The organism is Methylobacterium sp. BTF04 (genome assembly GCF_010692745.1).
In the GTDB taxonomy this organism is placed as follows: domain Bacteria; phylum Pseudomonadota; class Alphaproteobacteria; order Rhizobiales; family Beijerinckiaceae; genus Methylobacterium.
Map to the genome: position 1 here is coordinate 26,847 of NZ_JAAHTB010000002.1, position 26,090 is coordinate 52,936.

Genomic DNA, 26,090 nt, shown 5'->3' on the forward strand with positions numbered 1-26,090 from the left:
GTCCGACGCGGCGAAACCTGCTCGCAGCGGCGGCTCTGCCGTTCCTCGGCCCCGCACTGGCGACGACCACAAACGCGGCTCCGTTACGTCTGCGTCGGGGCGTCAATGCCTGGCCCTGGTTCTCGCTGACGCGTGAGTACCCGCCGCCGCGCACGGATTATGGCTGGCCGGCCTTCCAGACCGGCCGTCCGATTCCGAGCCGGGACGACCTCGCGCGGCTGCGCGCCGCCGGATTCGATTTCCTGCGCCTCCCGGTCGATCCCGGACCGTTCCTCGCCACCTCCGGTGCCCAGCGGGTAACGCTGATCGCCGACCTGATGGAGGCCGTCGCGGCGATCCTGGCGGCCGACCTTTCGGTGGTGGTGAACGTCCAGGCCAACGCCGCCACGCATCACTGGACCCCCGACAGGCTCTACGGCAGCGCGCAGGCGCCGCATTGGCCGGCGTATCGCGGGTTCATCGGTGAACTGGCGGGCAGGCTCCATGCGACCGGCTCCCGACGGATCGCCTTGGAGCCGGTGAACGAGCCGCCACAGGCCTGCGGCTCGGCGGTTTGGACCGCATTGCAGGATGAGCTTCTCGAGGCCGCGCGCCGCGAGGCGCCCAACCTGACCCTGGTCGCGGGTGGGGCTTGCGGCGGCATGATCCCCGGTCTCGTCGCCCTCGATCCGACAGCGCTGGCACGGTTTGCACCAGTGCTGTTCACGATGCACTTCTACGAGCCCTACCTGTTTAGTCACCAGGGCGCGCCCTGGATGCGCGAACCAGTCTACCGCGACTTGAACAGCGTGCCTTGGCCGGCCTCCGCCGGCTCGCTCGACTGCACTCTGGCAGCGGTCCGGGCGCGGATGGATGCCGACGTCGCCACCTCGGCGACGGACAAGGCCGAGGCCTACACGATCACCAAGGCCAAACTCGAACAGTACTTCGCCGCACAGCCGGACCGCCGGTTCGTGACGCACCACCTCTCCGCGGTGAGGGACTGGGCGGAACGCCACGGGATCCCGCCGCACGCTATTCTGATGGGCGAGTTCGGGGCGCTGCGCAGTGACGCCCGCTACGTAGCCGCCGAACCCGAGGACCGGGCGCGCTACGTCCGCGATGTGCGCGAGGCGGCGGAAGCTTTCGGATTCGGCTGGGCGTTCTGGAACCTGTTCGACGGCATGGGCCTGATGGACGATGTCACCCGCCGGCTCGATCCCGCGATTATCGCAGCGCTCGGGCTCGGCGTTCCGATGGCCGAACCGGTTCGGTGAGCGGACGATAGAGCGCGAGGAGCAGGATCGCGAACTTGGCCAGCAGCGTGGTCTTGCCGCCGAGCCCCTCGAAAGTGTTGTTCAGGATCACGAAGGCCAGGACCGGAAGCGCCGTACCCGGCCGGCACTGGCGCACCAATTCGATGAGGTACAGCGTTACCGCCACGGTGAGGAGCACCGTCATGAATGCGCCCTGATACAGCAGGGTCCGGACGATCGGATTCTCGATGCCCCATTCGAGGCCGCTGACCCGCCGCAGGCTTTCCACCAACGCCATTTCGGGGCCGACCAGGAGCTCGCGCAGCGGCACGCTGGCGACGAGATCGAACATCTCCACGCGGGCATTGGCGCTGCCGCCATCGGCCATGAAGCGCCCGAGCAGGGCATCGAAGAACCCGGCGACAGCGAGGCCTCCGATTCCCAGCGGCGCCAAGGTCAGAAGGAAGATTCCGGCGGCGGCCCCCAGCAGCGGCACCCGCCCGGTGCGCAGGGTGCGATGCAGCGCCAGCAATCCGCTGGCCCCACCGAGGATCAGCGTCACCACCATCGCCGAGCGTCCGCCGAATGCGACCAGAGCTGCGAGTTGCAGGCCGATCATTCCGGCCCGCCCCATTGGGGTGAACGTTCCGCCGCCGCCGATCAATGCCAGAACGTAACAGGCCGTCAGCGTCGCGTTCCCGAGAGGATGGCCCTGCAGCGCGGCCGAGCGCGTGTCCGTGGAGAACACCTCGCCGTCGAGGCGATAGGGGAAGAACAGGTGCCCGGTGCCGAACTCGACGAGGCCGAGAAGGGCGTTCACCAGCATGACCGCATGGACGGTGAGTTCGAGTTGACGCCAAAGACCGGCGTCGCGATCGGCGAGGACGATCACGAGGAGGCCCGGAAGCAGGAAGGTGTCGAGCGCCCCGGCCATTCCGGGTCCGGCCCTCAGCACGATATGTAGGAACAGCCCGATGCTTGCGGCCGCCAGTAGCATCCCCGCCGGGCGGACCTGCGCGGCGTGGACGAGGTAGCCGACAGGATTGCCGTGCGACAGGGCACCCCAGCCGAACATCAGTATGACGAGATAGGTCGCGGGATGGATCTTCTGCGGTGCCCCGCCGCTGAGGCCGTCGTAATTGATGCCCACCGTCCAGAGCAGGCCGCCCGATACGCCGAGGATCGTCACGGTGAGGATGACGAGCATGAGGGGAAAGCGACGCCCGCGCATCGCCGGCACCGGCCTGGAAAAGTTCGCGTCCGGTCCGGCAAGAGCCGTCATGCCGTCCCGGCACCCACGAGGACCGAGCCCGAGATACGCCGGCCCATCATTTCCGACACATCGAGAAGATCGAGGACATCACGTTGACGGGTCGCACCGTTGCGCGCCACTACGAGGAGGCGGTCCGCCGCCAGCGCCAGCGCGGTCATGCGCAGGTTGAGTGCGAGGGCGCCTCCCTCGATCAGCACGAGGTCGAACGCAGACCTGGCTTCGGTGAGAAAATTCTCGATGTTGGTGCGATCGAGAGCGTCACGGGACAGGCGCGTCGCATCGCCTAGGGCGAGGTGGTGGGCTCCGCTCGAAGGGTCGCGCGTCGTCGCGTCCTGGAGCGGCTTTGCATCGATCAGCACCTGCGCGAAGCCATCGTCACGCCGGTTGGTCGCCGCGCCGGTTTCGAGGTCGGCCTCAACGATGAGGACGCGCTCACCGCGCGTGACGGCAACCGCTGCCAGCAACCGCGTGATCGAGCGCCGCTCATCTGCGTCCGCCACACCGGAGGTGACGAAGACGCAAAGCCCCTGATCGGTCGTCCGGGTCTGTCCGCGCATGCCCGCTACCCGGTCGAGGGCCAACGCCGCAGCGACACAGGCGGCACGCTCGGTCCTGGGGCCGAACACCGGCATGCCAGCGAGCACCGAGGCGCTCGAGATGCGTTCCAGTTGTCCGCGCGACAGGATGGTGGGGTCGAGGTACTCGCGCACGAAGGCAATGCCGGCTCCGAGTCCCAGCCCGCTGACCACGCCGCCGACGAGGAGCAGGATGCGCAACGGCCAGCTGCGATCCTGCGGCGGCCGCGCCCAGCCGATGACCCGCGCGTTGGTCGTATCGATACCGGCCTGCTCTTGGATCTCACGGGCGCGATTGAGGAAATTGCCGTAGATCGCGCGACTGCTGTCGACCTCGCGCTCGAGTTCGCGCAGGCGCACGGAGGCCTCCCCAGAAACGATGGTGCCCTGCTTGAGGTCGTCGAGGCTGGCGGTCAGCGCCTTCTCGTTGGCGGCGGCGCGCTGATAGTCGGTCTCGGCGGATTTCGAGATGCGGTTCAATTCGGCATCGATCAGCCGCCGCACGTCCTGCATCTGGGCGCGGACCGCCTCCATGTAGGGATGGCGGGCGCCGAGTTGCGTACGCAGATCGGCCTCCTTGCTGGCCAGCTCCGCGAATTGCGCGCGCAGGCGCTCGATGACTGCGGATTGGATCGCCTCCGGGGTCGCGTCGGGCCCGAAAGCGGTGCCGCGCGCGTCCTTGATCTGCTGGAGCCGGGTGCGTGCCTCCGCCGTGCGGGCCCGCGCGGCAACGATGCGGTTGTTGCTCTCGGCGAGTTGCTGCTCGCTGATCAGTCGTCCGCTCGCCGAGATGAGGCCGTTCTCGGCCTTGAAGTGCTCGACCTTGTTCTCGGCGACGTTGACCTGCCGGCGCAGGTCGTCGAGCCGTGCGCGCAACTCACCGGAAGCGCGGGTGGCCGCGGCGGCGCGGGCAGCCGATTGGTCCTGAAGATAGGCGGTGGCGATGGCATTGACGATGCGCGCGGCCTTGTCCGGATCGCCCGCGGTGACGACGACGTCCACGACGAAGACCTTGTCGGCACGCTTGACGGCGAGCTTGCGCCGCAGCGCGCGCACCGCGCGTGCTTCCGCCTTGGTTTCCTCGGCCGCTGGCGTACCTTCGCCGGTGCCCTGAAGCGTGCGCAGGGTCCAGCTGAGCAGCCCGGTGCTGGTGCCGCCGAAATCCGGATCGGTGAGCAAGCCGGCCGCGATGGCCGCGCGGGTCAGTACCGAGTCCGATTCGATGACGCGGGCTTGGCTCTCCACCTGGATCACGCCGCCATCGGGGGCCATCGCGATCGGGTTGACGTCGTTGGTAACGATCTGCTTGTCGCGCGGGTCGATCAGGATCTGGGCGGTGGCAGCGTAGAGCGGCGGCGCCAGCATTCCGTAGGCGAGGGCGATCGCTCCCAGAAAAGCGGCGGTTCCGATCACCCAGGCGCGACGCGCGTGCAGGATCCGCCACAGGTCGCCGATCTCGGCGCTCGTGTCGGTCTGCGCCCGGGCTGGGCGCCCGCGCTCGCCGCGATCGATCCAATCCGCCGCCGCGATATGTCTGTCGATCTGTGCCATCGCTCTCAAGGAGTCGCGACCCCGTGGACGCTTCCGGGTCAACGCCCTCCATAGGACCGGTCAGTCCCTGAGGATTTCCCAACGGGTTAGCGTTTTTCCGAGACTGCAACGTTTCGTGCGCAAACGTGGTGAGCGAACGGTTAACGGGCTGACCGCACGCGGATGAAGGCTTTCTCAATCCGGTGATGCCTAAGGTGAGCGGGCTCGACAGTGACGATCCGAGACCGGAGCCCCGATGCGTCTGAGACTGCGACTGGACGGGCGGAAACCACGCCGCTGGCATGTACGACTCGCAGAACGCGCCGCCGCGCTGCCGGGCATCGTCATCGAGATCGACCGCCGGCCAGGGCAGGGACCCGAGTCCGATGACGCCGCCTTGCCCGCCAAGGCCGCTCTGCTGTTTCGCCTCGAAGCGTTGCTAAACCGGCGGCCTCTCGACGGTCTGTGGAGTCCCGTCTCCCTAGCGGCGTTCGCGGCCTTTCCACCGCCCTCGACGACCCGACCCGACATCGTCATCGATCTGTGCGGCGACGTACCAGTGAGCACCGACGTCCGGATCTGGCGGCTCGCGTTCGACGGGCATGCGGGTGAGGCCGGACTTCTTGGTTCGCTGCTCGCCGGGCGCGCACCTCTCGCCACCTTGGCCGAGGATGGCCGCGTGATCGCGGCCGGACGCTACGGAACCGAGGCCGGCGGCGTGGCGCTGACCTCCTTCGAGGATGGTCTCGCCCGTACCACGACGCTGATCCTGTCGGCGCTCGCCGGAACCGGGCCACGCCTCGACGCCGTCGAAATCGAACGGGCTGTCGCCGCCTTGCCCACAGGTCTCGGCGCAGCCGCATTGGGCAAGCGGGCAGGAAAGTTGCTCGCTCGGTCGATCGTCCGGCGCCTCTATCACCTGTGCTACCGTGCGCCGCACTGGCGGGTTGGCTGGCGCCGGCTCGACGGCCCCGATCTCGTCGATCTGCGGACGCATCCCGAGAGCGGATGGCGCGACCTGCCCGACGATGGCCATCGCTTCTATGCCGATCCGTTTCCGATCGACCACGCAGGCGGTACGATGCTGTTCGTGGAGGAATATCCACACGCAACCGGCAAGGCGATCCTTTCGGCGGTGGCTTTCGGCCCCGATGGGCCGCTCGGCACTCCGGTTCCCGTGCTGGAGGAGCCCTACCACCTATCCTATCCGTTCGTGTTCGAGCGGGATGGGACGTTCTGGATGATCCCGGAAAGCTGCGCCAACGGGACGATCGACCTCTACCGATCCACCGCCTTCCCGGGAGGCTGGATCAAGGAAGCGACGCTCGTGTCGGAGGTCACCGCGAGCGATACCACGCTGGTCGAGCATGGCGGCCGCTGGTGGATGTTCGCCACGGTTCGTGATGCGGCCGCCACCGTCGGTGAGGATCAGGGCATCGGTTCGTTCTCGGACGCGCTCCACCTCTGGTCGGCGGCGGATTTCCGTGGGCCCTGGGTGGCGCATCCGGCAAACCCCGTCCTCGTCGATATCGCCTCGGCACGACCGGCCGGACACATCGTCTCCCGCGGCGGTGCACTGATCCGGCCGGTCCAGGATTGCCGGAAAGGTTACGGCGAGGCGCTGGCGCTCGCCCGTATCGACCGCCTCGACATGGGTGGCTACGCGCAGACGGTGGAGACCACCCTTCGCGCGGGTCCGCGTTGGAAGGGCAGCCGCCTGCACACGCTCAACCGCAGCGCGGCATTCGAGTTCATCGATGGATCGGCCCGTGCGCCACGCTTCAGACGGTCCTGACTGAATCTCAGGCCATCGGGCGGATTCTAATGCGCGCGCGCGGACGCTCCGGCCGGACGTATCGCCGTTCGCAGGCCATCGAGCCCGTGCAGCACGTGACGCCCGGCAAAATTGCGCCAGCGGCGCGCCGTCCAGGCCGGTCCCGGATCCGTTGCAATCGCCCGTGAGTACAGGCTCGCGTGGATGCAATGGGCATCGGACGCCGCCTTGATCGGATCGTCGTAGAAGGTGCCGATCTTGGTCGCCGTCATCCCGGGGGTTTCGAGCCAGCGCGGCAGGTGGACCGTGCAGAAGCGATCGACATCGGTGAGCACCTTCCCGATTCCCGTTCCCGGAATGGGGCAGGGCGACAGGAAAGCGTCCCCGAGCAGGACGACACCGTCGCGCCGGTACTCGTCGGCGATCACCAGATCCACAGGCCGCATTTCTACGGGCCCCGCCACGGTGAGGTCGGGGCAATGGCGCGCGAGTCCGGGGAGCGCGTCTCGCAGGCAGGCTTCCGGGCTGGCCCTGAATGCCTTGACCCACGGATCGGCGGGGTCGTGATAAACGAACAGATTGACCCGCATGGTCTCTCCGATGGGAAACACCGTGACGTAGGCAATGCGCGACGACAGCGCGTCGCCGTAATAAGTCAGGGATGGGAACGGGAAGGCGGAGACCGGTGCGGCGAGGTTGAAGCCGAAGGACACCGAGTGCTTGGCGCTGAGAACCCGTTTGGCGATACCGGCCTTGCGCCGCAGGACGTCGCCAAGCCCCGTGGTGAGGACGATGAGGCGCCCCTCCATGTGACGGCCGTCGCTGAGCGTCACCGTCTGTAAGTCGGGTCCGGTCTCGATCTCGGCGACACGCCCAACGGTGAGCGGCGAAGCCGGCGGCAATGCTGCGCGCAGTTCGTTGACCAGAGCTGCATAGTGCAGGCCGTATTCCCGCACCGCCTTACGCGAAACCAGGCGACGGAAGCGCGACACCCAGATCTCGTCCACCGGCGTCGTCGCCTTGCGGGCCGGGCCGCCGAGCCCGAGCCGATCGAACTGATCCATTTGCTGCTGGCCGAGCTTCTCCGCACGAAAATCGGGCGGGTAGACCGCATGGGTATCGATGAGCGCGACGCGGTGCCCGGCGGCCGTGAGGGCGCAGGTGGCGCTCGTACCGGCAAGGCCTGCGCCGATGACGATCACGTCGTGTTGGCTGGAAGTCATCTTCACTCCGATCCGACGCCCACCCGAGGGATCGACCTGTCTGTGTCAGGTCGAAACACTTTCGCGTCTCAAAGTGTCCGTTCCGGAGGAGTCGGTGCACTTCGCGTGCCGGGCAAACGCGGATGGAAGGAAACCGGAAAGACGTTCGCGGGCCGATAGAAGTCTACGAAGCGCGGCACCGGACCTTGGACTGCCGGAAGTGAGACGGCGTTCATCGCCGGAATAGCAGTCGCGCGTATGGAACCGCTTTATTTATAGAGGTCCATCACGAGGCCGGATAGATCAATGCTGTGTTTGCGCGGATGCCAGGATGGTCACACCCAATGCAATCACGCCGATGCCCGCGATCATCATCGGGCTGACCGGCTCGTCGAACAGCACTGCACCGCCGAGCGCGGCACCGACCATGCCGACGCCTGCCCAGATCGCATAGACGACGCCGATCGGCAGCATGTCCATGCTGCTCGACATCAGCCACAGGGCGGTGCCGTAACCGAGCGCCACCACGAGCGTCGGCCCCGGACGTGTCAGGCCATCGGCCGCCTTCAGCGCGAGGGTCGCGGTCACTTCCGCCCCGATGGCGAGCGACAGGATCAGGAAGGGGTTCATGCGCTCACCGTCAGGGGTTGGCACACAATCGGGGCAGGCGTCGCGAACATCTCGAGGTCGTCTGCGAACTGGTCAAGAATCTCGCCCGAACTCGCAAGGCACGTTGCAAGATACATCGGCAGGGACGGGGATTGCGCGAAGCCTTCGTCGAGCAGCCTGTCGTTGGCGAAGGTCAGGTCGAGTGCGCAGAAGGCGAAGTAGGCCCGGGTCGCCCGCAACATCACCTGCTTCAGCGAGCCGTCGAGCCCGAACACTTCGGCAAAGCGAGTGCGCAAAGCGGCTCGGTCGGCGAGATCGAAACGGGTGAAGGCCCGGTCGCCATCGCTGGGGTCGGCGGCTTCGAAGGCGCGGATCAGGTCGCCCCAGCGCGTGCTGCCCGCGGCGCCACCGGAGACGTGGTAGAGCCGATGTTTCAACTCGGGCTTGAGCAGCAGGCCGTACAACGTCGCTGCGACCCAGTCGGCCGGGACGATGTCGACGGCACTGTCCGGATCGCAGGGGAGCATCCGCAGCCGGTCCGCGGCTCGCACGACCCAGAGAATGCTGGAGCTCGGGGCGGCACCCAGCGTCGAATGCCCCACGACGATGGAGGGACGCGCCACGACGATCGGCAGATCAGGAAAACTCTCTGCGAGCGAGGTCTCGGTAGCGGCCTTCGACACCGTGTACGCGACAAGGTGCTTGGCGTCCGGATGCGGGTAGGCGTCCTCCTCGACGATGTGGGGTGCATCGGCGCCGCAGATCATCGCGGTGCCAACATGGAGGAAGCGCTCCAGCCCCGGCATGGCGCGGGCGCGCCGGGCGAGCGCCAGGGTGCCGTCGTGATTCGTGCGGTAGACTCGTTCGTCACCCCACCACGACGTGTCGGCGGCCAGATGCAGGATGTGCGTCACGCCATCGAGGCGCGGATCCATGTCGAGATCGGCTCGGGTAAAGTCGCCGGGTACGATCTCGACTTTCCGTGCCAGACGCTGGGCCGTAAACGGGTCGGTGAAGCGCGAGAGGCGCGCAGCGACGCGCTGGCGGCCCTGCTCCACGCTGCCGCAACGCACCAGGCAGACCCACTCGGTGGCATCGTCCCGATCGAGTGCGTGATGCAGGACGGCACCCCCGATCAGACCGGTCGCGCCAGTGAGTGGAATCCGCTGCAAGATGGTGCCTCCCCCAATGGGAGAAGCATGTGCCAGACAAATTTGGAAATAATCCGGGCGAAAAATACTGAAAATGGAATTTCGAATTGGCGTTGTAAAATCGCCACTCTGATTCGCGGGACGGGCTCAGATGCCGGCGGTGCGGAACGCATAGATGGCGCCTAATCCGAACGAGACCTGATTCTCCGTGCCGAAGCGGCGCACGATGGGGCTCGCCGCCGCGGCCGCAACCAGACGATCGTAACGCGCATACGCGATGGTCTGCCACGCCTCCGACCAATCGTAGGCTAGCGACCCGGAGGCGCCGACCGAGCGCAGGCCCGGTGTGGCGCGGTACGGCGTCAACATGGGATTGGCGACCGACGCGGCGAACGGCACGTCGAAATCGAGGCGCATCGAAGCCGCATCGCCCAGCACCAGCCGGGGGCCGACGCTGAGCGTGAATCGACCAGTGCGCGCGACGAGGTCGACGGCAATCTTGGCGAGCAGACCATCATGGGCCCGCAGGCCTTGGGTCACCTCGGCGCGCAGTCGCACCGTGTTCGCCACGGGCCATACCTCCCCGAACACGCCGACGCCGACGGTGAGCGGAAGGCCCGGCAATCCTACCAAGCGGTGCGCATCGCGCGTCGACCGCCCGTCTCGAAAATCGAGGACGGCGCCGGCCTGCGCTCCGGCCTCGCCGATCAGCGTCGCGTCGAGCCCATCGTCGGGCGACCACCATTCCGGTGCTTCATCGGCACGGCGGAACGACAGGTAGGGCAAACCCCACAATCCGGCCCGGCGCGCCCCCTGAAAGCGTGGACCAACGCCGCCCAGGGCACCGACAGACACCACGGTAGACGGCTCGAACAGGGCAGCGACGTCGTCGGATTGCGCCAGCGCCGTCTCACAGTCGGCACCGCAGACAATCAGCATGACGCATGCGACGCGAAGGCAGCCACAGAGCGTCGATGTCGGCATCGGACGGGCACTTCGCCCCACTTCCTCGCCGCCCATCGCGATGACTTTCCTGCCACTGCAGCACCTGTGATGCGCCGATAGCACGAAGCGGACTAAAAAACTCTGTCCTCGGCGGCAGAGGCAACCGAGACGTCAGCGCAAAGCTACAGTCCTAACGTCCCAACATCCAGCTCATCGCGCACCGGCGATCGATCACTCGCCCATCTCGAGCAACGGATTGGCGGCATCGGCGGTGGCTTCGGCAATCGCCGCTTCGTTGGATGTCCAGCGAATGACGAAGCACAGCAGGACCAGCAGCGTCAGAGCCACCAGAACGCGGGTGATGCGTTCGGGATGCCGGCGCTGGCCGTGAATGAGCGCACAGCCAAGCGTGAAGGTCGCGGCCGCCGTGGTGGGAATGAGCAGGGCAACCGCCATGAGCCGGCCTCCGTATGTTCATCAATGCCCGTACGGCGAAGGACGCTACGCTGTATCGGGTGGTTCAATACGGCAAAGCGGCCCTGCGATGCATTGTTCGCGGGCCGCTTCTTGGTTTGGATGGCATCCTCGATTCGACGCCCCGCACTTGTCTGCGGGACGCCGCGGATTGCGCGTTCAGGCGAGTCGCATCGGCTGAATCTTGGCAGGTTCGATTGCACCGTCGTCCGAGAGATAGCGGGCTCGCATCGGCTTGAGGACGAGCATCGCGAGCGCCGCTGCGACGATATTCAGTCCAATGATGATCGCGAAGACCGCAGACCATCCATAGGCCGCCGAGATGATGCTGGCGATGGGCACCAGGAACGAAGCGGTGCCTTTGGCAGTGTAGAGCAACCCGGCATTGGTGGTGGCGAACTTCGAACCAAAGGTATCACCGCACGTTGCCGGAAACAGTGAGTAGATCTCGCCAAAAACCCCGAAATAGACCGCCGTGGCGAATACGAAGACGAGTGGCTGCGAGCCGTAGGTCAGCAGAACGATGATCGCCAGCGCGGCCGTCGAGAAGGCGATGAACATCGTGTTCTCGCGGCCGATATTGTCGGAGATGAAGCCGAAGAACGGCCTCCCGAAGCCGTCGAAGATCCGGTCGAGCGAAATCGCGAAGGTGAGGGCCGCCATTTGTAGCCCGAACAAGCTGACCGGAACGTCGGCCACCTTGAAGTCGTGAGCGATAGGCGCGATCTGCGCCGCCGCCATCAGGCCACCCGAGGCCACCATCACGAAGATGGCGTACATCACCCAGAAGACCGGGGTGCGGACGGCCTCACGCGGGCTGCGGTCGATCTTGGTCTGGGGAAGGCGGAGGCTCTTGCGCTGCACAGGAACCGCCACGGACGGCTTACGCAGGAGGACGGAGAGCACCATCACGATGGCCCCTTGCCCCAGGCCGAAATACAAGAAGGCGTCCTGATAGCCGCTGGTGGCGATCATCTTGGCGATCGGAACCACCGTGACGGCGGCGCCGGCTCCAAACCCCGCAGCGGTGGCGCCCGCCGCAAGACCACGTCGGTGGGGAAACCATTTCAGCGCATTGCCGACGCAGGTTCCGTAGACCGAGCCGGCACCGATTCCGCCGATGACCGCCGCCAGATAGAGCATCGGCAGCGACGTGGCTTGGGAATTGAGCAGCCAGGCCAGGGCGATCATCATGCCGCCGAAGCAGACGACGAGCCGCGGACCATAACGGTCGACGAACCAAGCTTCGATCGGCACCAGCCACGTTTCGGTAGCGACGAAGATCGTAAAGGCGAACTGGATTGCCGCGCGGCCCCAGTGGAATTTGGCGTCGATCGGGTCGACGAAGAGTGTCCACCCGTATTGCAGGTTGGCGATCATCGCCATGCAGAGCACGCCGAAGGCAAGCTGCCACCATTTGGCGGACGGTGAGTCCTGGAGTTCCATCCCGATTATCTTTCTTAATCTGGCTTCTGGGTCCTTGCGGCGATCATGCATCAAAATGCGAGGAATACAATATACCACGGATTAAAATTCCAGATGGCTCGTAAGGCATCGGTCTGGCCTCCCGCAGGCGGCAATCCGGGCAGGCCGTTGGCTCGCGTTCAGCACTGTCAAACGCGGTCGAGGCTGCATCGCGAACATCACGATCGCGCCGGGCTTTCCGTTCGGCGCGTGCAGCGCCGCGGTACCACGGGCTCTATCCAAGCGAACTGGCCTATTGCGACCCGCGATAGGCCTCGAACCAGCCGAGCCCAGCCTCGGTCCCGGACAACGGGTTGTACTCGCAGCCAACGAATCCCGCATAACCGAGCCGATCGAGTTCGGCGAACAGGAAGGCATCGTTCATCTCGCCGCTGCCCGGTTCGTGGCGACCGGGCACGCTCGCGGTCTGGACATGGCCGATGATCGGCATCAGGTCGCGCAGCCGCGTCGTCACGTCCCCATGCAAGATTTGGCAGTGATAGAGATCGAATTGCAGCTTCAGGTTTGGATGGCCGAGTTCGGTGATGAGCGCAGCGGCACCGTCGAAATCGGCGAGGAAATAGCTCGGCATATTGCGGGCATTGATCGGCTCGATGACGAGGTCGAGACCCTCCCGGGCCAGCCGCTGGGCGGTCCAGGCGACGGCCTCGCCATAAGCCCTACACGCCTCGGGGGCGTGCTGGCTCGCCATGCCGGCCATCAGGTGAAGCCGGGCGACACCGGTGGCTGCAGCATAGCGCAGGCCGATCTCGACGCCGGTCTGGAGTTCGGCGAAGCGATCCGGAAGGGCCGCGAGGCCACGCTCCCCCGCCGCCCAGTCGCCCGGCGGCAGGTTGAACAGGGCAAGCGTCAACCCGTACCGACGGAGGCGCTCGGCGATGGCAGGCGGCTCAAACGCGTACGGGAACAGGAACTCGACGGCGGTGAATCCTGCATCGGCAGCCGCACCGAATCGGTCGAGGAAGGGCCGCTCGGTAAACATCAGGGTCAGGTTGGCGGCAAAGCGCGGCATCGACGGCTCTTCTTACGGGTCCGAAGGATCGGGTCTGACAGCTTGGCGATCACTGCGGGACGGTCGCGAGTAGTGAACTCCCGACCCTACAGCATCGGCTCGAGAACCGGCATCCGCGTCGCGGGTCGATGCTCCGGCGCCGGGTAGTCGCGCCCGACAATCATCCGCTTAAGCGCCCGTTAGCCTCGATACCGGAGAGTGGGCGGATTGTGTGGCGTAAGGCGCCCGGTGCGTTTGCGTATCCGGTCGCCCCTCGGGTTTGGCGTATCCTGCGATGGCTCTTCGTGCCGATAGCGCGACACGACGGCGTCGGCCTTTCGCCGGACTCGCCGCGGCGTTGATCGTTGCTGGCGGCCTGCTCGCCGGCGTCCCGGCCGAAGCTGCCCGACTCACCGCCATCAAGGGATTGCAAGCCGAGCGCTACGGACGCGTCGTGCTCACCTTCGACACCCACGTTTCGGTGAAGGCCCGCATCTCCGGGGCCGTGCTGGTGATCGGCTTTTCCGAACGCAGCCCGGCGGTATCCGAGCGCATTGCCACCGAGATGCCGGATTATGTGTCGGCAGTCAGGCGCGATCCCGACGGCACAGGCCTGCGTGTCGCCCTGCAGCGCCCCTATCGCGTCAACGTGCAGGAGGCCGGTGAGATGGTCTTCATCGATCTTCTGCCCCTGGATTGGAGCGGGCTGCCGCCACCGTTGCCGCCCGAGGTGGTGGCCGAATTGTATCGCCGCACCGAGACGGCCGAGGCCGCCCTGCGCGCTGCTAAGCCGCCGGCGGAGCCCAAGCGTCTCCCCCTCGAACTCGCGCAGCTTCCGACGCTCACCCGCCTCACGCTGAACCCGCCGCTTTCCGCTACGGCTCGCTTCGATGCGGCCGGTGCCGCCACGCGCCTGACCATTCCGGGAGCATGGCGCATCGACGAGACCGCGACGCGGGGGCGTCTGAAACCAGCCATCGAAGCACTCTCGGTGGAGGATGACGCGGAGGGCGCACGCCTCCTCGTGACCCCGGCCGCCGGCTACGAGGTCCGGACCTTTCGCGACGAGGACGGCGTCACGATCGACGTCGCCCGCAAGGCGATGGCCGCCGAGGCCAAAGTCGGCGACGGCAAAACTCCCGAAGCAGCCAGTGCCGAACCGAAGGCCGGTGAGACGAAGGCGATCGAGGCGAAGATGCCCGGCATGGCGCCGAAGCCGCCTTCGGCGCCAGCGTCTCCCGTCGTCGCGGCCATCGCTCCCATTCCGGTGATACGCCCGGCTGGGCCGGGCCTCGTATTCCCCTTCCGGCGCTTGCCTGCCGCCGCCCTGTTCGAGCGGGCCGGTATCGCCACGCTGGTGTTCGAGACCGCTGATCCGGTCGCGGTGCCGGTGGGCGACCCGGTTTTCAAGAGCGTGGACGCGCCGATCCGCTCCGGACAGTTCGTGGCTCTGCGCTTCAAGGTGCCGCGCGAGCGGCTGTTCGACCTCGTGCCGGTCGGGCCGGCCGACGCCCCGACGGGCTGGGAACTCGTCGCCGGCGAAAACCTTGCCGCCAGCGACAGCCTGTCGGCGATTCGCGTGACAGAGGCGAGCGGCCGCATCGCGGTGGGTATCCGACTGCCTTATCCGGGATCGGCCGGATGGTTCGATTTCGACGGCGAACGCATCGCGGTGGTCACCGGCCATGGGCCGAAGCCGGCCGGAATGCCCAAGCGGCAGGTGTTCGTCGATTTCGAGCTTCTGCCGAGCCGGCAAGGCGTGGCTGTGCTAGCGCAGGCCGACGATCTTCTGGTGCGACCCGACATCGATGGCGTCTCCATCGGCAGGGAAGGCGGCATGGCCGTCTCCGGGGTAGCGCGCGGCGTCGAGGCGCCCCTCAGTGCCGTCGCCGGTCTCGCCATCGATCGCGCGCCGTGGGAGGCGTCGCGCCGTGGCGATGTCCGGGAGTTGCTGCGCGACCAGCTCGCGGCAGCCGCGGATGCGCCGCGTGCCCTGCGCGGCCCGCTTCGTATGGTGCTGGCCCGCACACAACTCGCCAATGGCCTCGGCGTCGAGGCATTGGGCACCCTCAACGCCGCGGCTGCCGACGATCCGGTCCTCGCCGGGCAGCGTGACGTCGCCTTGCTCACCGTCGCTGCTCAAGCCGGCATGGGCCGCAGCGTCGACGCGCGGAAGGGGCTGGCTGCCGAAATCCTCAAGGGCGATCCCGAAGCCCGTCTGTGGCAGGCCTATGTCGACACGCTGGATGGCCGTTGGCCGGCGGCGGACTCCGCCTTCCGCGAGACGGCCGGGGTGCTCGACCGCTACCCGGACGACCTTCAGGCGATCCTGCGAACCGCCGCTGCGGAAGCCGCCGTCGAGACCGGAGACTGGGATTCGGCCAGCCGGCAGATCATCGCCGCCGGATCACGGGCTAGCGAACGCATCACCCAGCAACGCCTCGCCCTGCTCCGCGCCCGCATCGAAGAGGTCACCGGACAGACCGTCGCGGCGCTCGACGCCTACGAGAAACTCGGCGATTCCGCGGACGCACCCGTCGCCGTGGCTGCCCGGCTGCGCGCCGTGATCCTCGGAAACGCATCCGGCAAGATCCCGGCAGCCGAGGCCATCGACCGGCTCGAGACCCTCGCCTTGATCTGGCACGGCGGCGACGTCGTGCCCAAGGCCCTCGGCGCGTTGGCGCGGCTCTATACCGATACTGGCCAATGGCGTCAGGCCTTCCTCACCGCCCGGCGCACCGATGCAATGGGCTCCGACTCGCCGCTGGCCCGCAGCGTGCACGACGCGGCGCAGGCCTTGTTCGACGACCTGTTTCTCACCGACAAGGGCGCTGCGCTGTCCGGCGTCGAGGCCCTGGCGCTCTATTTCGACTTCAAGGATTTCGCCCCGATCGGACGGCGCGGCGACGAGATCGTGCGCCGCCTGGCCGACCGCCTGGTAGAACTCGACCTCCTCGATCAGGCGGGTGAGCTGCTTCAGCATCAGGTCGACCACCGCCTCGTCGGCGCGGCGCGGGCCGGCGTCGCCACGCGGCTCGCTGCGATCCGGCTGATGGACGACAAGCCGCTCCAGGCACTCCAAGCGCTCGATGCCACCTACCTGCCGGAGCTGCCGGAGGATCTGCGCCGGGCCCGCGGCCTCCTGCGGGCTCGCGCCCTCTCCGACCTGTCGCGCACGGACCTCGCTTTAGAGACCATCGAGGGCGAGCCGGGTGCGGATGCCGCCCGCCTGCGCGCCGATATTCTCTGGACCGGGCGCCGCTGGCGTGAAGCCGGGGAAGCGCACGAAGCGCTCGTCGGCGAAGCCTGGCGCCAGCGCGCGCCCCTGGACGATGCCGCGCGCACCGACATCCTGCGCACCGCAATCGCCTATGGGCTGGCTGGCGAACCCCTGGGCCTCGAACGCCTGCGGGCGAAGTTCGCCGGGCCCATGGCCGAGAGTGTGGACGCCCGCACTTTCGCGCTGTTGACGCAACCCAACGCAGTGCGGACCCAAGGCTTCCGGGAGATCGCCCAGAAGGCCACCAGCGCCGAGACGCTCCAGGCGTTCCTCGCCGAGTATCGCAAGCGTTACCCCGACAGCGCCGTGCCGGTACCGGGCAAGCGCGATCCCGATGCGCGCGCCGATGCGCAGGCCGGTGAAACTCCTCCGGGGTGATCCGGTTTTCGGAGCAGTGACGCTGACCCTGGGTCCAGTCCCGCCGCGCGCGATCGGCGGCAGCTCGAAGTGCGTGTGAATACGCCGCGCCCGATACACGGGAAAATTGCGCCTGGATCGCCGAAGCGGCGCAACAAAACCGTGAGCATGACGTTCTGAATTCAATCTCGCAGATCAGCCCAGCGCACCTTTTGAAAAAGGTCCGAAAGGTTTCGACATGCTCATGAATTCGATGCTCACCAAGCAGGCCGGCAAGACCCATCTCGACATCAACGACATCGAGCAGCGTACCACCGTGGCGACCCGGCTCGGCGTGTCCGAAGACCGACTGCGCAAGGCGGTGCGCCTCGTCGGCTCACGCATCTCGACCTTGACGAGCTATCTCGAGCGGTAGCGTCGGAGCCGAACGACATCGCAAAAAGGGGCGCCTCCAGTCGGGCGCCCCTTTTTTCGTCAGGTTCCGTAACTCTGCACCAGCGAGCCGGCCACGAGCGTCCAACCGTCCACGAGGACGAAGAAGATCAGCTTGAACGGAAGCGCCACCGTGGCGGGCGGCACCATCATCATGCCCACCGCCATCAGGATCGAGGCGACGACCAGATCGATGATCAGGAACGGGATGAAAAGCAGGAATCCTATCTCGAAGGCGCGCCGGAGCTCCGAGATCATGAAGGCCGGCGTGACGATTTCGATGCCCACTGCCTCCGGACCCGACGGAGCCGGCACCTTGGCCATGTCGAGGAAGAGCTTCAGATCCTTTTCGCGGACGTTCTTCAGCATGAACGTCTTGAACGGCGCCGATGCGCGCTCGAACGCCACGCTCTGCGTGATTTGACCGGCGATCAGCGGCTCGATGCCGGTGCGGTAGGCTTCGCGTCCTACCGGTGCCATCACGAAGGCGGTGAGGAACAGCGCCAGGCTGGTGACGACGGCATTGGGTGGCGCGCTCTGGGTACCGAGAGCCGAGCGCAGGATCGACAGCACCACCACGATCCGGGTGAAGGATGTCGCCATCACCAGCACCGAGGGCGCCAGCGCCAGCACCGTGATGAGGGCGACGAGCTGGAGCGCGCGCTCCGTGACGCCCCCCGCCCCGAGATCGACCGACAGGCTCTGCGCTTGGGCGGCACCGGCGCCCGCCGCCAGAGCGAGCACGGCCAAGACCGGCACACCGATGGGGCGGAGAAGACGCGAGCAGGGTCGGATCATGCGGGTTCCGGAAGGCCATATCGCAAGCGAAGTGGGTCTTGGGAGCGCTTGCCGGCCCGGGTATGCACCGGGTCTCTCGATACCGAAAGAGTCGTGTGCCGCGCCGCGCGATGCGGCGGGCATCGCGCGGTCAGTTCTTGCGATCGAGCGGACGGCCGAGCAGACGAGCGAACTCCGCTTCGATCTCTTCCACCGAGAAGGGGTTCGGCGTGGCGGAGGCGGGCTTCGGAGGCTGGGGGGCCTGCGGTTGCGGATCCGGTACAGTGGGAGAGATCGGGGCAGGGGGTTGCGGCGCGATCGGCTGCGGCTCGATTTCGAAGAAGACCGGCGGTGACGGCTCGTCCCGTATCGGTTGGGGTTCGGTATGAACGATCGATGCGGCTTCGGCGTCGTGGTCTTCGAACAGGTCGTCCGAACCGTGACCTTCCGGATTGCCGGTTGGGTTGCCCTGGGCGCTCGCCATGGCCGCCGCCATCGGATCGACCGAGGCGCTCTCGGCCGGTTCCTCCTCGTGATGCTGCGGAGCCGGAACGTTGACCGTTTCCGCTCTGTAGGCCGGCATGGCAGCCGCGGCGACGGGCTCCGGTCTCGACTCCTCGTGCGGCACATTCACGGACGCCGATGCAGTGTCGGACGCGATATTCTGCGGCTGTGCCGGCCTCACGGCTGCCGCTGGCCGGCGCAACGCCTCTTCGAGCTGCCGCGCCATGTCGGTGAGGATCGCTGCGTCGATGGCGCGCGATGCCGTCGGCGCGACCATCGGCGGCGGCGGGGCAGGCACTGCATCAAGCACGGCCTCGACGACCGGCTCCTTCACCGGAACCGACACCTCGTCCGCCGGGCGGGCGCGCACCGGCCCGCCATCGGGCACGAGATTGACGAGGGAGGGCGGGTTGCGCCGAATGGCCCCGGCGAGACGCGCTGCGGCGGTGCGCGGCGGCGGAGCCTGGATCGGCTGAGGGTCCGGCTCGACGTCGAAGCGCCCCGTCACCAGGGCGTCATCGAGCGGGCGGCCGATGCTCGGCGTCGCGGACGCGGACCCGGGAGGGGGAGTCGGCACCACCACCGGCATCTCGAACGAAGGCTCGAGATACGGGGCAGCCTGGGGCGGACTAGGCTCATAGGCCACTGCGGGCCCGTTCTCCGGGGAGGATTCGTCGTCCGCAAGCTCCTCTGCGGGAAACCGTGCGCCGATGTTGCGGTTGATGTTGCGCTCGATCACCACGTCGTTGGGGCCGCCCACCAGAAGCAGGTGCTCCACGTTGTCCCGGCGGAGCAGGATGAGCTGCCGCTGCCGATCGAGTTCGTAGACGTCGACGATGCCGAGGCGTGGCTGCCGGCCGCGCGAGCCGGACTTGGAGGCGAGCGCCGTGCCCTTCCCGGTCAGACGCCGGAAGGCGAACACCGTGGCGGCGAGAACCACGAAGATGACGACGAAGATGATGGCGAACTGGAGGGAGAACGAGCCATCCGAGCTGAAGAACGATGACAAGACCGGGGTCTCTCACTTTTTGAGGGCAACGGCCCAACGCAACATGTGAGCCCCAATATCACGGCCACGGTGGGCACGGGCAATAACGTTAAGACTTCGTTAACAGCTGGTTTGTGGGCCGATCCGAAAGCCCATCATGCCAACGGCTTAGCCTGGTGCTAAGATCACGCGAAGGTGAGCCGCTCCTGCATTGACGCAAGCCTGCAACATTTTCGGTGTTTGCGCTCATCAAAAGCGACTGCGCCGAGATGGCGAGGCGGTCGGCGTCAGCCACCGCGCATCCGCGAGACCCGATGTCAGGAGAGTCCACCCACCGTGATAACGCTTCGACCAATGCCGACCGCGATGGTCTTTGCGATACCACCGGGGCCGGCTCGCGGTGCTCAGGCGGCCCTGATGCCTGCGAGGAAATCGTCCACGTCTTTCTTGACCGCCAGGGATTGCGACGCGAGTTCCGCTGCCGCGCCGAGCACCTGCTGAGCGGCACTGCCGGTCTCGCTGGACGAGGTCAGGACGTAGGAGACGTTCATCGACACGTCCTGGGTGCCGCGGGCGGCTTCGGCCGCATTGCGCGAGATTTCGTTCGTGGCCGCCGTCTGCTCCACTACGGTGGCCGCGATGGTGCTGGTGATCTCGTTCACCGAGACGATGGTGCGTCCGATCTGCTGGATCGCGACGAGGGCCTGCGACGAGGCGTTCTGGATCGCCGCGATCTGCCCCGAAATCTCCTGGGTCGCCTTCGCTGTCTGTCCGGCGAGTTCCTTGACCTCCGAGGCGACGACCGCGAACCCCCGGCCCGATTCGCCGGCCCGTGCCGCCTCGATGGTGGCATTGAGGGCGAGGAGGTTGGTCTGCCCGGCGATGCTCGAGATCATCGTCACGGCCTCGCCGATTCGCTCGGCGGCCTCGGCGAGGTGACTCATCGACAGGGTCGTGGCGTCGGCTTCCCGCGCTGCGGTGCCGGCGATCTCGTTGGAGCGATGCACCTGGCGCTCGATCTCCTGCAGGGACGCCACCATTTCCTCGGCCGCGGCCGCCACCGTCTGGACGTTGGCGGAGGTCTCCTCGGCCGCTGCGCTGGAGGCCATGGCCTGTTGACTGGTGCTGTCGGCGACGCCGGTCATGGAGCGGGCGGTGGCGTCGAGTTCCGTCGCCGCCGAGGTCACGATGGAGAGTGAGCCTTCGATCCGGGTCTCGAAGCTGCGGACCAGGAGGTCGACCCGGTCGGCCCGGCGTTGCCGCGCGGACTGATCCGCGACCTGGGCTTCCTCCAGGGCGATGCGCGCGATGGCGTTCTGCCGGAAGACATCGACGGCCTTCGCCATCGCGCCCATTTCGTCCACAGCATCCTGCGAGGGGACGGTCAGGGATGTCTCACCGGCCGCCAGGCGCGCCATGGCCCGCGTCATGCCGGAGACCGGCTGGATGATGCTGCGGGCGATCCAGAAGGCCAGGGCCGCGCCGATCAGCAAGATGAGGCCGATGAGGCCGATCTGGATGGTTTTGGCTTGACCCATCGTGGCTTCGCTCGTCGCGACGAGATCGCGAAGCGTTGCCTCGAGTTTGCCGCGAACCGCGCGGCCCGTCGTATCGATGGTGTCCACGCGTGGCTTGAGCGTCTTGGCGTAGAATTCGTCGGTGGTGACGATGGCCGTCGCCGTCGCGCCGAAGATCGTGCCGTATCCGTCGATCGCCTCCTCGATCGCCTTGATCGCCTTCACCTGAACCGCCGTCACATCGAGGGCGCGCAGCTTCAGGATCGCGGCCCTGGTCTTCTCGACGTTGGCGGTGAAGGTGGCGGGTCCCTTGGGATCGTTGGTGGCCAGAAAGCGCCAGGCGGAGACCCGTACGAGAAGGACAGCGCTCTCAACCGCGGCCGCGGTCGCCGTAACATCGGAGTCGCCCCCGGCGCGGATTTCGGCGACGAGGGCATTGGTGGTCTTGGTCAGGTGGTCGCCGGCGGCAAACAGCTTGACCTTGTTCTCGCGAATGATGGTTCCGAGGTCGGCGAGCTTGGGGAGTTCGGCTGCGAGCGCTCGGGTCTCGGCATGGACACCCGCATAGGAAGCGCGCCTGTCCGCGTTGATGGCCCGCTCGACGAGGCCGGACGCGAGGGTGTCGATCGCGGTCAGGCTGGCGCGCATGCCGTCGACCTGATCCTGGGTCGGCGTCGCCCGAAACTGCGCGCTCTGGCCCTGGAAGCGGTCTACCAGACCGTTGACGGTATAGAGTTCACGCGCCGCCCGCTCGATCCGACCACGTGTCTGAAACGATTCGTCGAGGCTGCCGAGCTGCTGATAGGCGAAGGCGCCCATGCCGCCAGCGAGCACGACGAGACTTGCGAAACCAGCATAGAGACGTGAACGAATACCCAGCTTCATTGCATTGATTCCCGGACAGCATACAACCGCTCAAACCTCACGATGCAACCAAGGTATGCATCGTCGGCGCCATCGATGCTATTTCTCATCTAGACTGGTTAATGATCGGCTTTCATTTCAGGCTGATGCCATAAAAATGGTGGAGCCGTGCATAGCGCCCAATAGGTGAAGACGACGCCGTTCTATCGATGAGGGCCAGTCTATCGCGCCGATTGACCGATCGGGAGTGGCTTTCCACCGTGCTGGCGCATCGGCCTGCTCGCCGCGGCCGATCCGATCGGCAAAGTTGCTCGCCGAGAACCGCCACACGTTGCCCCGATCAAACAAGCCGATCGCGGCGAGACGTGATCGGACGCCTGCGCTCGCCCGTCGCCAGGTCCCGAGACCGATCGCACGATTGATCAAGGGCTTGCGATTAACCCGGTGTTAACCATCCAGGCGGCAGATTTTGCCCATCGCCCGGCACATTCGACCGGGTGAGGGGGCTTCGAGCGCCGTGTCCGTCACCGACCTGCCCATCCTCGGCATGCTGCGCACCCGGATGCAATGGCATCAGACGCGTCAGAAGCTGCTCGCGGAGAACGTGGCCAACGCCGATCTGCCCGGTTTCAAGCCGCGCGACCTCGCAAGCCCCGACTTGCGCGGCGGCGACAGTGGCCTGACCCAGCCCTTCGGGGCGACCGGCGGCGGCGGCCTCGCGGTGACCAGCCCCGCTCACATCAGCACCTCCAGTGCCGGTGACGGCCCCGGCGCCGATCCGCGACGGGTCAAGGGGTTCGAGATTCGCCCGAGCGGCAACGGCGTGAATCTCGAGGACGAGATGATGAAGGCCGGTGACAACCAGGCCGATTACCAGCTTGCCGCCTCGCTCTACCAGAAGAGCCTCGAGACCCTGAAGATCGCCATCGGCAAGCGCTGATCGCCCGAATCCCCCTGATCGTCCGGAGTGCGCGCCGTGGACTTCCTCAAATCCCTCACCACCGCCGCTTCGGGCCTCAAGGCCCAGTCGAGCCGCATGCGGATCATCGCCGAGAACATCGCCAACGCCGACTCGGCACCCACGAGCCCCGGCGGCGAGCCCTACCGCCGCAAGATCCCGACCTTCAGCCAGCAGGTCGACCGCGACACCGGGGCGGCCCTCATCGAGACCGGCCGCGTCCGCCGCGACACCACACCGTTTCGCACCAAGTACGAACCGGGCAATCCGGCCGCCGATTCCAAGGGCGAGGTGCGGATGCCCAACGTCAACGGCCTGATCGAGAACATGGACATGCGCGAGGCCCAGCGCTCCTACGAAGCCAACCTTAACATGGTCACCGCCACCCGCCGGATGGTCGCCAAGACCCTCGAAATCCTCAAGGCCTGAGCCGTCCCTCCGCCGGAAAGTTCCCTCCCATGGCCACCAACGCCTTCGCTGCCGGCGCCTATGCCGCGATCCAGAACATCGGCGCCAAGGGAGCGGCGAGCAAGCTCACGCCCGCCACCGGGGCCACCGGAACGAACTTCTCCTCGCTCCTGTCCTCCACCCTCGACACCGTCGGCGAAGCCGGCCGCAAGGCCGATGCCCAGGCGATGGCGGTGGCGGGCGGCAAGGCCAACGTCGTCGATGTCGTCACCGCGGTGGCGGAGAGCGAGACCGCCCTGCAGACCCTGGTGGCGGTGCGCGACCGCGTGATCTCGGCCTACGAGGAAATCATGCGGATGCAGATCTAGGCCGGACCAGCTACCACTCGAACGCTTTCCGCCGCACCGCCGATCCGCGCACCTCCAACCCGATTGCCCCCCATGACCGGTCTCGCCATCCTCGACGTCGCCCGCGACGGGATCTTCGTCTTCCTCAAGGTCGCCGGGCCGATCATGATCGTGGCGCTGGTGGTCGGTCTCGTCGTCTCGCTGTTCCAGGCACTGACGCAGATCCAGGAGCAGACGCTGATCTACGTTCCCAAGATCGTCGCGGTCTTCGCCACCCTGCTGCTGATGCTGCCGTTCATGGCCGACGCGCTCGGCGGCTACATGGCCCGCATCGCCGCTCATATCGTGGCCGGCGGCTGAAGCGCGCCGGGTAAAGCCTGCTATGACGGCGCATGAACCTGCTGCTGCCCGGGATCGCCGCGGCCTTCCTTCTCACCTTCGCGCGAGTGGGCACGCTCGTCATGCTGATGCCGGGCGTGGGCGAACAGCTCGTCTCGCCGCGACTGCGCCTCGCCTTCGCGCTCCTCGTCTCGCTCCTGCTGTTTCCCACCGTGCGCCCGCTGCTGCCGACCGAGGGCGGCGCCATCGCGGGACCGGGGCTGATCGCCCTGCTGATCGGCGAAGTGCTGGTCGGGCTGGTGCTCGGGCTCACCGTCCGCATGGTGCTGGCGGCCCTGCAGACCGCCGGCATGATCATCTCGCAGCAGCTCGGCCTGTCCTACGCCATGACGGTGGACCCGATGCAGGGCGGCCAGCAGGCGGCGATCGGCAACTTTCTGGCGCTGCTCGGCGTCACCCTGATCATGGCCACCGACTTGCATCACATCGCGCTGGAGGCGATCGGGCGCAGCTATGTCCTCCTGCCGCCGGACGGGGTGCCGGGCATGGGCGAGGCCGCGGCGCTGGCGCTGAAGGCGATCGCCCGCGGGTTCGCCCTCGGGGTGCAGATCTCGGCGCCGTTCATCGCCTTCGGCATCCTGTTCAACGTCGGACTCGGCGTGCTGGCGCGGCTGATGCCGCAGATGCAGGTGTTCTTCGTCGCAGTCCCCGCCTCGGTGCTGATCGGCATGCTGGTGCTGTTCGGCAGCCTCGGGGTAATGATGGGCGTCTTCCTCGACGATATCGGCCACTATCTGGCGCAATTCACCGGGCGCTGAACGCGGGCGGGAAGGCTTAGGGCCATGGCCGACGATTCGGACCAGGAAGACAAGACCGAAGACCCGAGTCCGCGGCGCATCGAGAAGGCGATCGAATCCGGCAACGTCCCCAACAGCAACGAGATCAACACCCTCTTCATCCTCGCCGCCTTCACCATGGCGCTGCTGCTGGCCTCGGGCGGCATCGCCCGCGATCTCGTGGCCGGGATGCGCGGCTTCCTGATGAATGCCCACGCCGTGCCCTCCGACCCGCACGCCTATGTCGCCATGGGCACCCGCAGCCTGTGGATCTGGGCGCAGGCGGTGATGATCCCCGTCGCCCTCGTGGTGGTGGCCGGGATCGGCGCCGGCCTCGCCCAGCATCCCCTCGTCTTCACCACCGAGACGATCGGGCCGAAATGGGAGCGGGTCTCGCCGATGGCCGGCGCCAAGCGCATCTTCGGGATGGAGGCGCTGTTCCAGTTCATCAAGGGACTGTCGAAGCTCGCGATGGTGGGCATCGTCGGCGGCACCATCCTGTGGGGCGAACGCGATCGACTCGAAGTCTTCGCCCGCCTCGACCCGGCCGCGTGCCTCCCCGCCATCCTGGCGATCGCGCTGAAATTGATGGCGGGCATGCTCGCGGTCTTCGTCGCCATCGCCATGGGCGACGCTCTCTACCAACGCTACCGCTGGCGCCAACGTCTGCGCATGACCAAGGAAGAGCTGAAGCAGGAGCACAAGGAGAGCGAGGGCAGCCCCGAGGTGAAGGGCCGCATGAAGCAATTGCGCGCCCAGCGGGTGAAGAAGCGCATGATGGCCGCCGTCCCCACCGCCACCGTCATCGTGACCAACCCGACGCACTATGCGGTGGCCCTGCGCTACGAGGCCGGCATGGCCGCACCGATCTGTGTCGCCAAGGGCGTCGACTCCCTGGCCCTGCGCATCCGCGCCATGGCCAAGGACCATGACGTTCCGATCCTGGAAAATCCGCCCCTCGCCCGCGCCCTGCACGCCACCGTGGAGATCGACGCCGAAATCCCGGCCGAGCATTACCGCGCCGTGGCCGAAGTCATCGGCTACGTGATGCGCCTGCGCCGCAGGGCGGCCTGATCGGCGAAGCCCGGGTGACGCCGGGCGGCCGATGGTCCATGGCTCTCGGTGCAGAACCGGCATGCTTGAGAAGATGCCACGGTTTATGCACCTTTTTTCGTGAAATGTGTCTGCAACGTTCGGCCGGGTCCCCCTTGCCGCCCCCAGGGCGGCGGCGCTAACCGG

At 66.9% G+C, this 26,090-nt stretch carries 22 protein-coding genes; 10 read left to right on the forward strand and 12 right to left on the reverse strand.

Translation table 11 applies throughout. The annotated features are described in order from the left end of the window. The first annotated feature begins 35 nt into the window (after positions 1–35). Positions 36–1,256: a cellulase family glycosylhydrolase gene (locus G3T14_RS01610; protein ID WP_246732867.1), complete on the forward strand. Its 1,221-nt coding sequence runs from the start codon at positions 36–38 to the stop codon at positions 1,254–1,256. Here G3T14_RS01610 and G3T14_RS01615 read toward each other — a convergent pair. Continuing rightward, positions 1,207–2,517, reverse strand: a complete 1,311-nt coding sequence (locus G3T14_RS01615; RefSeq protein ID WP_246732855.1) for a VpsF family polysaccharide biosynthesis protein — start codon at positions 2,515–2,517, stop codon at positions 1,207–1,209. The genes G3T14_RS01610 and G3T14_RS01615 overlap by 50 nt on opposite strands. After that, entirely contained in the window at positions 2,514–4,634 is a 2,121-nt protein-coding gene (locus G3T14_RS01620) for an exopolysaccharide transport family protein (RefSeq protein WP_163639376.1), read from the reverse strand. The genes G3T14_RS01615 and G3T14_RS01620 overlap by 4 nt, the downstream gene beginning before the upstream one ends. A gap of 235 nt (positions 4,635–4,869) precedes the next feature. Between G3T14_RS01620 and G3T14_RS01625 the strand changes: the two genes are divergently transcribed. Further along, positions 4,870–6,408: a formyl transferase gene (locus G3T14_RS01625; RefSeq protein WP_163639378.1), complete on the forward strand. Its 1,539-nt coding sequence runs from the start codon at positions 4,870–4,872 to the stop codon at positions 6,406–6,408. Between the two features lie 26 nt (positions 6,409–6,434). Here G3T14_RS01625 and G3T14_RS01630 read toward each other — a convergent pair whose 3' ends face one another. The 7 genes from G3T14_RS01630 to otnI form a co-directional block, all read right to left on the reverse strand. Further along, complete coding sequence (locus G3T14_RS01630; RefSeq protein ID WP_163639380.1) at positions 6,435–7,610, reverse strand: NAD(P)/FAD-dependent oxidoreductase; 1,176 nt, start codon at positions 7,608–7,610, stop codon at positions 6,435–6,437. Between the two features lie 282 nt (positions 7,611–7,892). Next, positions 7,893–8,219, reverse strand: coding sequence for a multidrug efflux SMR transporter (locus tag G3T14_RS01635; protein WP_163639382.1), 327 nt, complete (start codon positions 8,217–8,219; stop codon positions 7,893–7,895). Continuing rightward, the gene (locus G3T14_RS01640; RefSeq protein WP_163639384.1) at positions 8,216–9,370 is read right to left on the reverse strand and encodes an SDR family oxidoreductase; all 1,155 of its coding nucleotides are present in this window, start codon (positions 9,368–9,370) and stop codon (positions 8,216–8,218) included. The genes G3T14_RS01635 and G3T14_RS01640 overlap by 4 nt, the downstream gene beginning before the upstream one ends. Positions 9,371–9,496: 126 nt before the next feature. Continuing rightward, positions 9,497–10,288 (reverse strand): MipA/OmpV family protein, encoded by a 792-nt coding sequence (locus G3T14_RS01645; RefSeq protein WP_163639386.1) that lies wholly within the window; start codon positions 10,286–10,288, stop codon positions 9,497–9,499. Between the two features lie 237 nt (positions 10,289–10,525). After that, the gene (locus tag G3T14_RS01650) at positions 10,526–10,750 is read right to left on the reverse strand and encodes a hypothetical protein (protein ID WP_163639388.1); all 225 of its coding nucleotides are present in this window, start codon (positions 10,748–10,750) and stop codon (positions 10,526–10,528) included. Between the two features lie 177 nt (positions 10,751–10,927). Continuing rightward, entirely contained in the window at positions 10,928–12,214 is a 1,287-nt protein-coding gene (gene oxlT, locus G3T14_RS01655; RefSeq protein ID WP_163639390.1) for an oxalate/formate MFS antiporter, read from the reverse strand. 271 nt (positions 12,215–12,485) lie between these two features. Then, positions 12,486–13,265: a 2-oxo-tetronate isomerase gene (otnI, locus tag G3T14_RS01660; RefSeq protein WP_163639392.1), complete on the reverse strand. Its 780-nt coding sequence runs from the start codon at positions 13,263–13,265 to the stop codon at positions 12,486–12,488. A 274-nt stretch (positions 13,266–13,539) separates the two neighbouring features. Here otnI and G3T14_RS01665 point away from each other — a divergent pair, with 274 nt between their 5' ends. Both G3T14_RS01665 and G3T14_RS01670 read left to right on the forward strand, forming a co-directional pair. Further along, entirely contained in the window at positions 13,540–16,902 is a 3,363-nt protein-coding gene (locus tag G3T14_RS01665; RefSeq protein ID WP_163639394.1) for a hypothetical protein, read from the forward strand. A 217-nt stretch (positions 16,903–17,119) separates the two neighbouring features. After that, entirely contained in the window at positions 17,120–17,296 is a 177-nt protein-coding gene (locus tag G3T14_RS01670) for a DUF3606 domain-containing protein (protein WP_246732856.1), read from the forward strand. 59 nt (positions 17,297–17,355) lie between these two features. On the opposite strand, the gene fliP is transcribed toward G3T14_RS01670, so the two are convergent. The 3 genes from fliP to G3T14_RS01685 form a co-directional block, all read right to left on the reverse strand. Then, positions 17,356–18,111: a flagellar type III secretion system pore protein FliP gene (gene fliP, locus G3T14_RS01675; protein ID WP_163639396.1), complete on the reverse strand. Its 756-nt coding sequence runs from the start codon at positions 18,109–18,111 to the stop codon at positions 17,356–17,358. A 130-nt stretch (positions 18,112–18,241) separates the two neighbouring features. Continuing rightward, on the reverse strand, positions 18,242–19,603 hold the full coding sequence (locus G3T14_RS01680) for a flagellar biosynthetic protein FliO (protein ID WP_163639398.1): 1,362 nt from the start codon (positions 19,601–19,603) through the stop codon (positions 18,242–18,244). A gap of 383 nt (positions 19,604–19,986) precedes the next feature. After that, positions 19,987–21,984 carry a HAMP domain-containing methyl-accepting chemotaxis protein gene (locus G3T14_RS01685; protein ID WP_204262568.1) on the reverse strand — a complete coding sequence of 666 codons (1,998 nt, stop codon included), beginning with the start codon at positions 21,982–21,984 and terminating at the stop codon, positions 19,987–19,989. A gap of 496 nt (positions 21,985–22,480) precedes the next feature. Here G3T14_RS01685 and flgB point away from each other — a divergent pair, with 496 nt between their 5' ends. The 6 genes from flgB to flhB all read left to right on the forward strand — a co-directional run bounded on the left by flgB (position 22,481) and on the right by flhB (position 25,925). After that, positions 22,481–22,903 (forward strand): flagellar basal body rod protein FlgB, encoded by a 423-nt coding sequence (gene flgB, locus G3T14_RS01690; RefSeq protein ID WP_163639399.1) that lies wholly within the window; start codon positions 22,481–22,483, stop codon positions 22,901–22,903. A 36-nt stretch (positions 22,904–22,939) separates the two neighbouring features. Beyond that, positions 22,940–23,350, forward strand: coding sequence for a flagellar basal body rod protein FlgC (gene flgC, locus G3T14_RS01695; RefSeq protein ID WP_163639401.1), 411 nt, complete (start codon positions 22,940–22,942; stop codon positions 23,348–23,350). A 29-nt stretch (positions 23,351–23,379) separates the two neighbouring features. After that, positions 23,380–23,697, forward strand: coding sequence for a flagellar hook-basal body complex protein FliE (gene fliE / locus G3T14_RS01700; RefSeq protein WP_163639403.1), 318 nt, complete (start codon positions 23,380–23,382; stop codon positions 23,695–23,697). A 72-nt stretch (positions 23,698–23,769) separates the two neighbouring features. Further along, a complete protein-coding gene (gene fliQ / locus G3T14_RS01705; protein WP_163639405.1) occupies positions 23,770–24,036 on the forward strand; it encodes a flagellar biosynthesis protein FliQ in 267 nt (88 codons plus the stop codon). Between the two features lie 32 nt (positions 24,037–24,068). Then, on the forward strand, positions 24,069–24,833 hold the full coding sequence (gene fliR / locus G3T14_RS01710; protein WP_163639407.1) for a flagellar biosynthetic protein FliR: 765 nt from the start codon (positions 24,069–24,071) through the stop codon (positions 24,831–24,833). 24 nt (positions 24,834–24,857) lie between these two features. Continuing rightward, on the forward strand, positions 24,858–25,925 hold the full coding sequence (gene flhB / locus G3T14_RS01715) for a flagellar biosynthesis protein FlhB (protein WP_163639409.1): 1,068 nt from the start codon (positions 24,858–24,860) through the stop codon (positions 25,923–25,925). The last annotated feature ends 165 nt before the right edge of the window (positions 25,926–26,090 follow it).

Coding starts and splice junctions, on each gene's coding strand:
- fliP (WP_163639396.1), bottom strand. CDS start 18,111: ATGATCCGACCCTGCTCGCGTCTTCTCCGCCCCATCGGTGTGCCGGTC.
- G3T14_RS01650 (WP_163639388.1), bottom strand. CDS start 10,750: ATGGCGGTTGCCCTGCTCATTCCCACCACGGCGGCCGCGACCTTCACG.
- G3T14_RS01625 (WP_163639378.1), top strand. CDS start 4,870: ATGCGTCTGAGACTGCGACTGGACGGGCGGAAACCACGCCGCTGGCAT.
- oxlT (WP_163639390.1), bottom strand. CDS start 12,214: ATGGAACTCCAGGACTCACCGTCCGCCAAATGGTGGCAGCTTGCCTTC.
- G3T14_RS01665 (WP_163639394.1), top strand. CDS start 13,540: ATGGCTCTTCGTGCCGATAGCGCGACACGACGGCGTCGGCCTTTCGCC.
- G3T14_RS01635 (WP_163639382.1), bottom strand. CDS start 8,219: ATGAACCCCTTCCTGATCCTGTCGCTCGCCATCGGGGCGGAAGTGACC.
- fliE (WP_163639403.1), top strand. CDS start 23,380: ATGGCCACCAACGCCTTCGCTGCCGGCGCCTATGCCGCGATCCAGAAC.
- G3T14_RS01620 (WP_163639376.1), bottom strand. CDS start 4,634: ATGGCACAGATCGACAGACATATCGCGGCGGCGGATTGGATCGATCGC.
- G3T14_RS01615 (WP_246732855.1), bottom strand. CDS start 2,517: ATGACGGCTCTTGCCGGACCGGACGCGAACTTTTCCAGGCCGGTGCCG.
- G3T14_RS01685 (WP_204262568.1), bottom strand. CDS start 21,984: ATGAAGCTGGGTATTCGTTCACGTCTCTATGCTGGTTTCGCAAGTCTC.
- flhB (WP_163639409.1), top strand. CDS start 24,858: ATGGCCGACGATTCGGACCAGGAAGACAAGACCGAAGACCCGAGTCCG.
- G3T14_RS01630 (WP_163639380.1), bottom strand. CDS start 7,610: ATGACTTCCAGCCAACACGACGTGATCGTCATCGGCGCAGGCCTTGCC.
- otnI (WP_163639392.1), bottom strand. CDS start 13,265: ATGCCGCGCTTTGCCGCCAACCTGACCCTGATGTTTACCGAGCGGCCC.
- fliR (WP_163639407.1), top strand. CDS start 24,069: ATGAACCTGCTGCTGCCCGGGATCGCCGCGGCCTTCCTTCTCACCTTC.
- fliQ (WP_163639405.1), top strand. CDS start 23,770: ATGACCGGTCTCGCCATCCTCGACGTCGCCCGCGACGGGATCTTCGTC.
- G3T14_RS01645 (WP_163639386.1), bottom strand. CDS start 10,288: ATGCTGATTGTCTGCGGTGCCGACTGTGAGACGGCGCTGGCGCAATCC.
- G3T14_RS01670 (WP_246732856.1), top strand. CDS start 17,120: ATGCTCATGAATTCGATGCTCACCAAGCAGGCCGGCAAGACCCATCTC.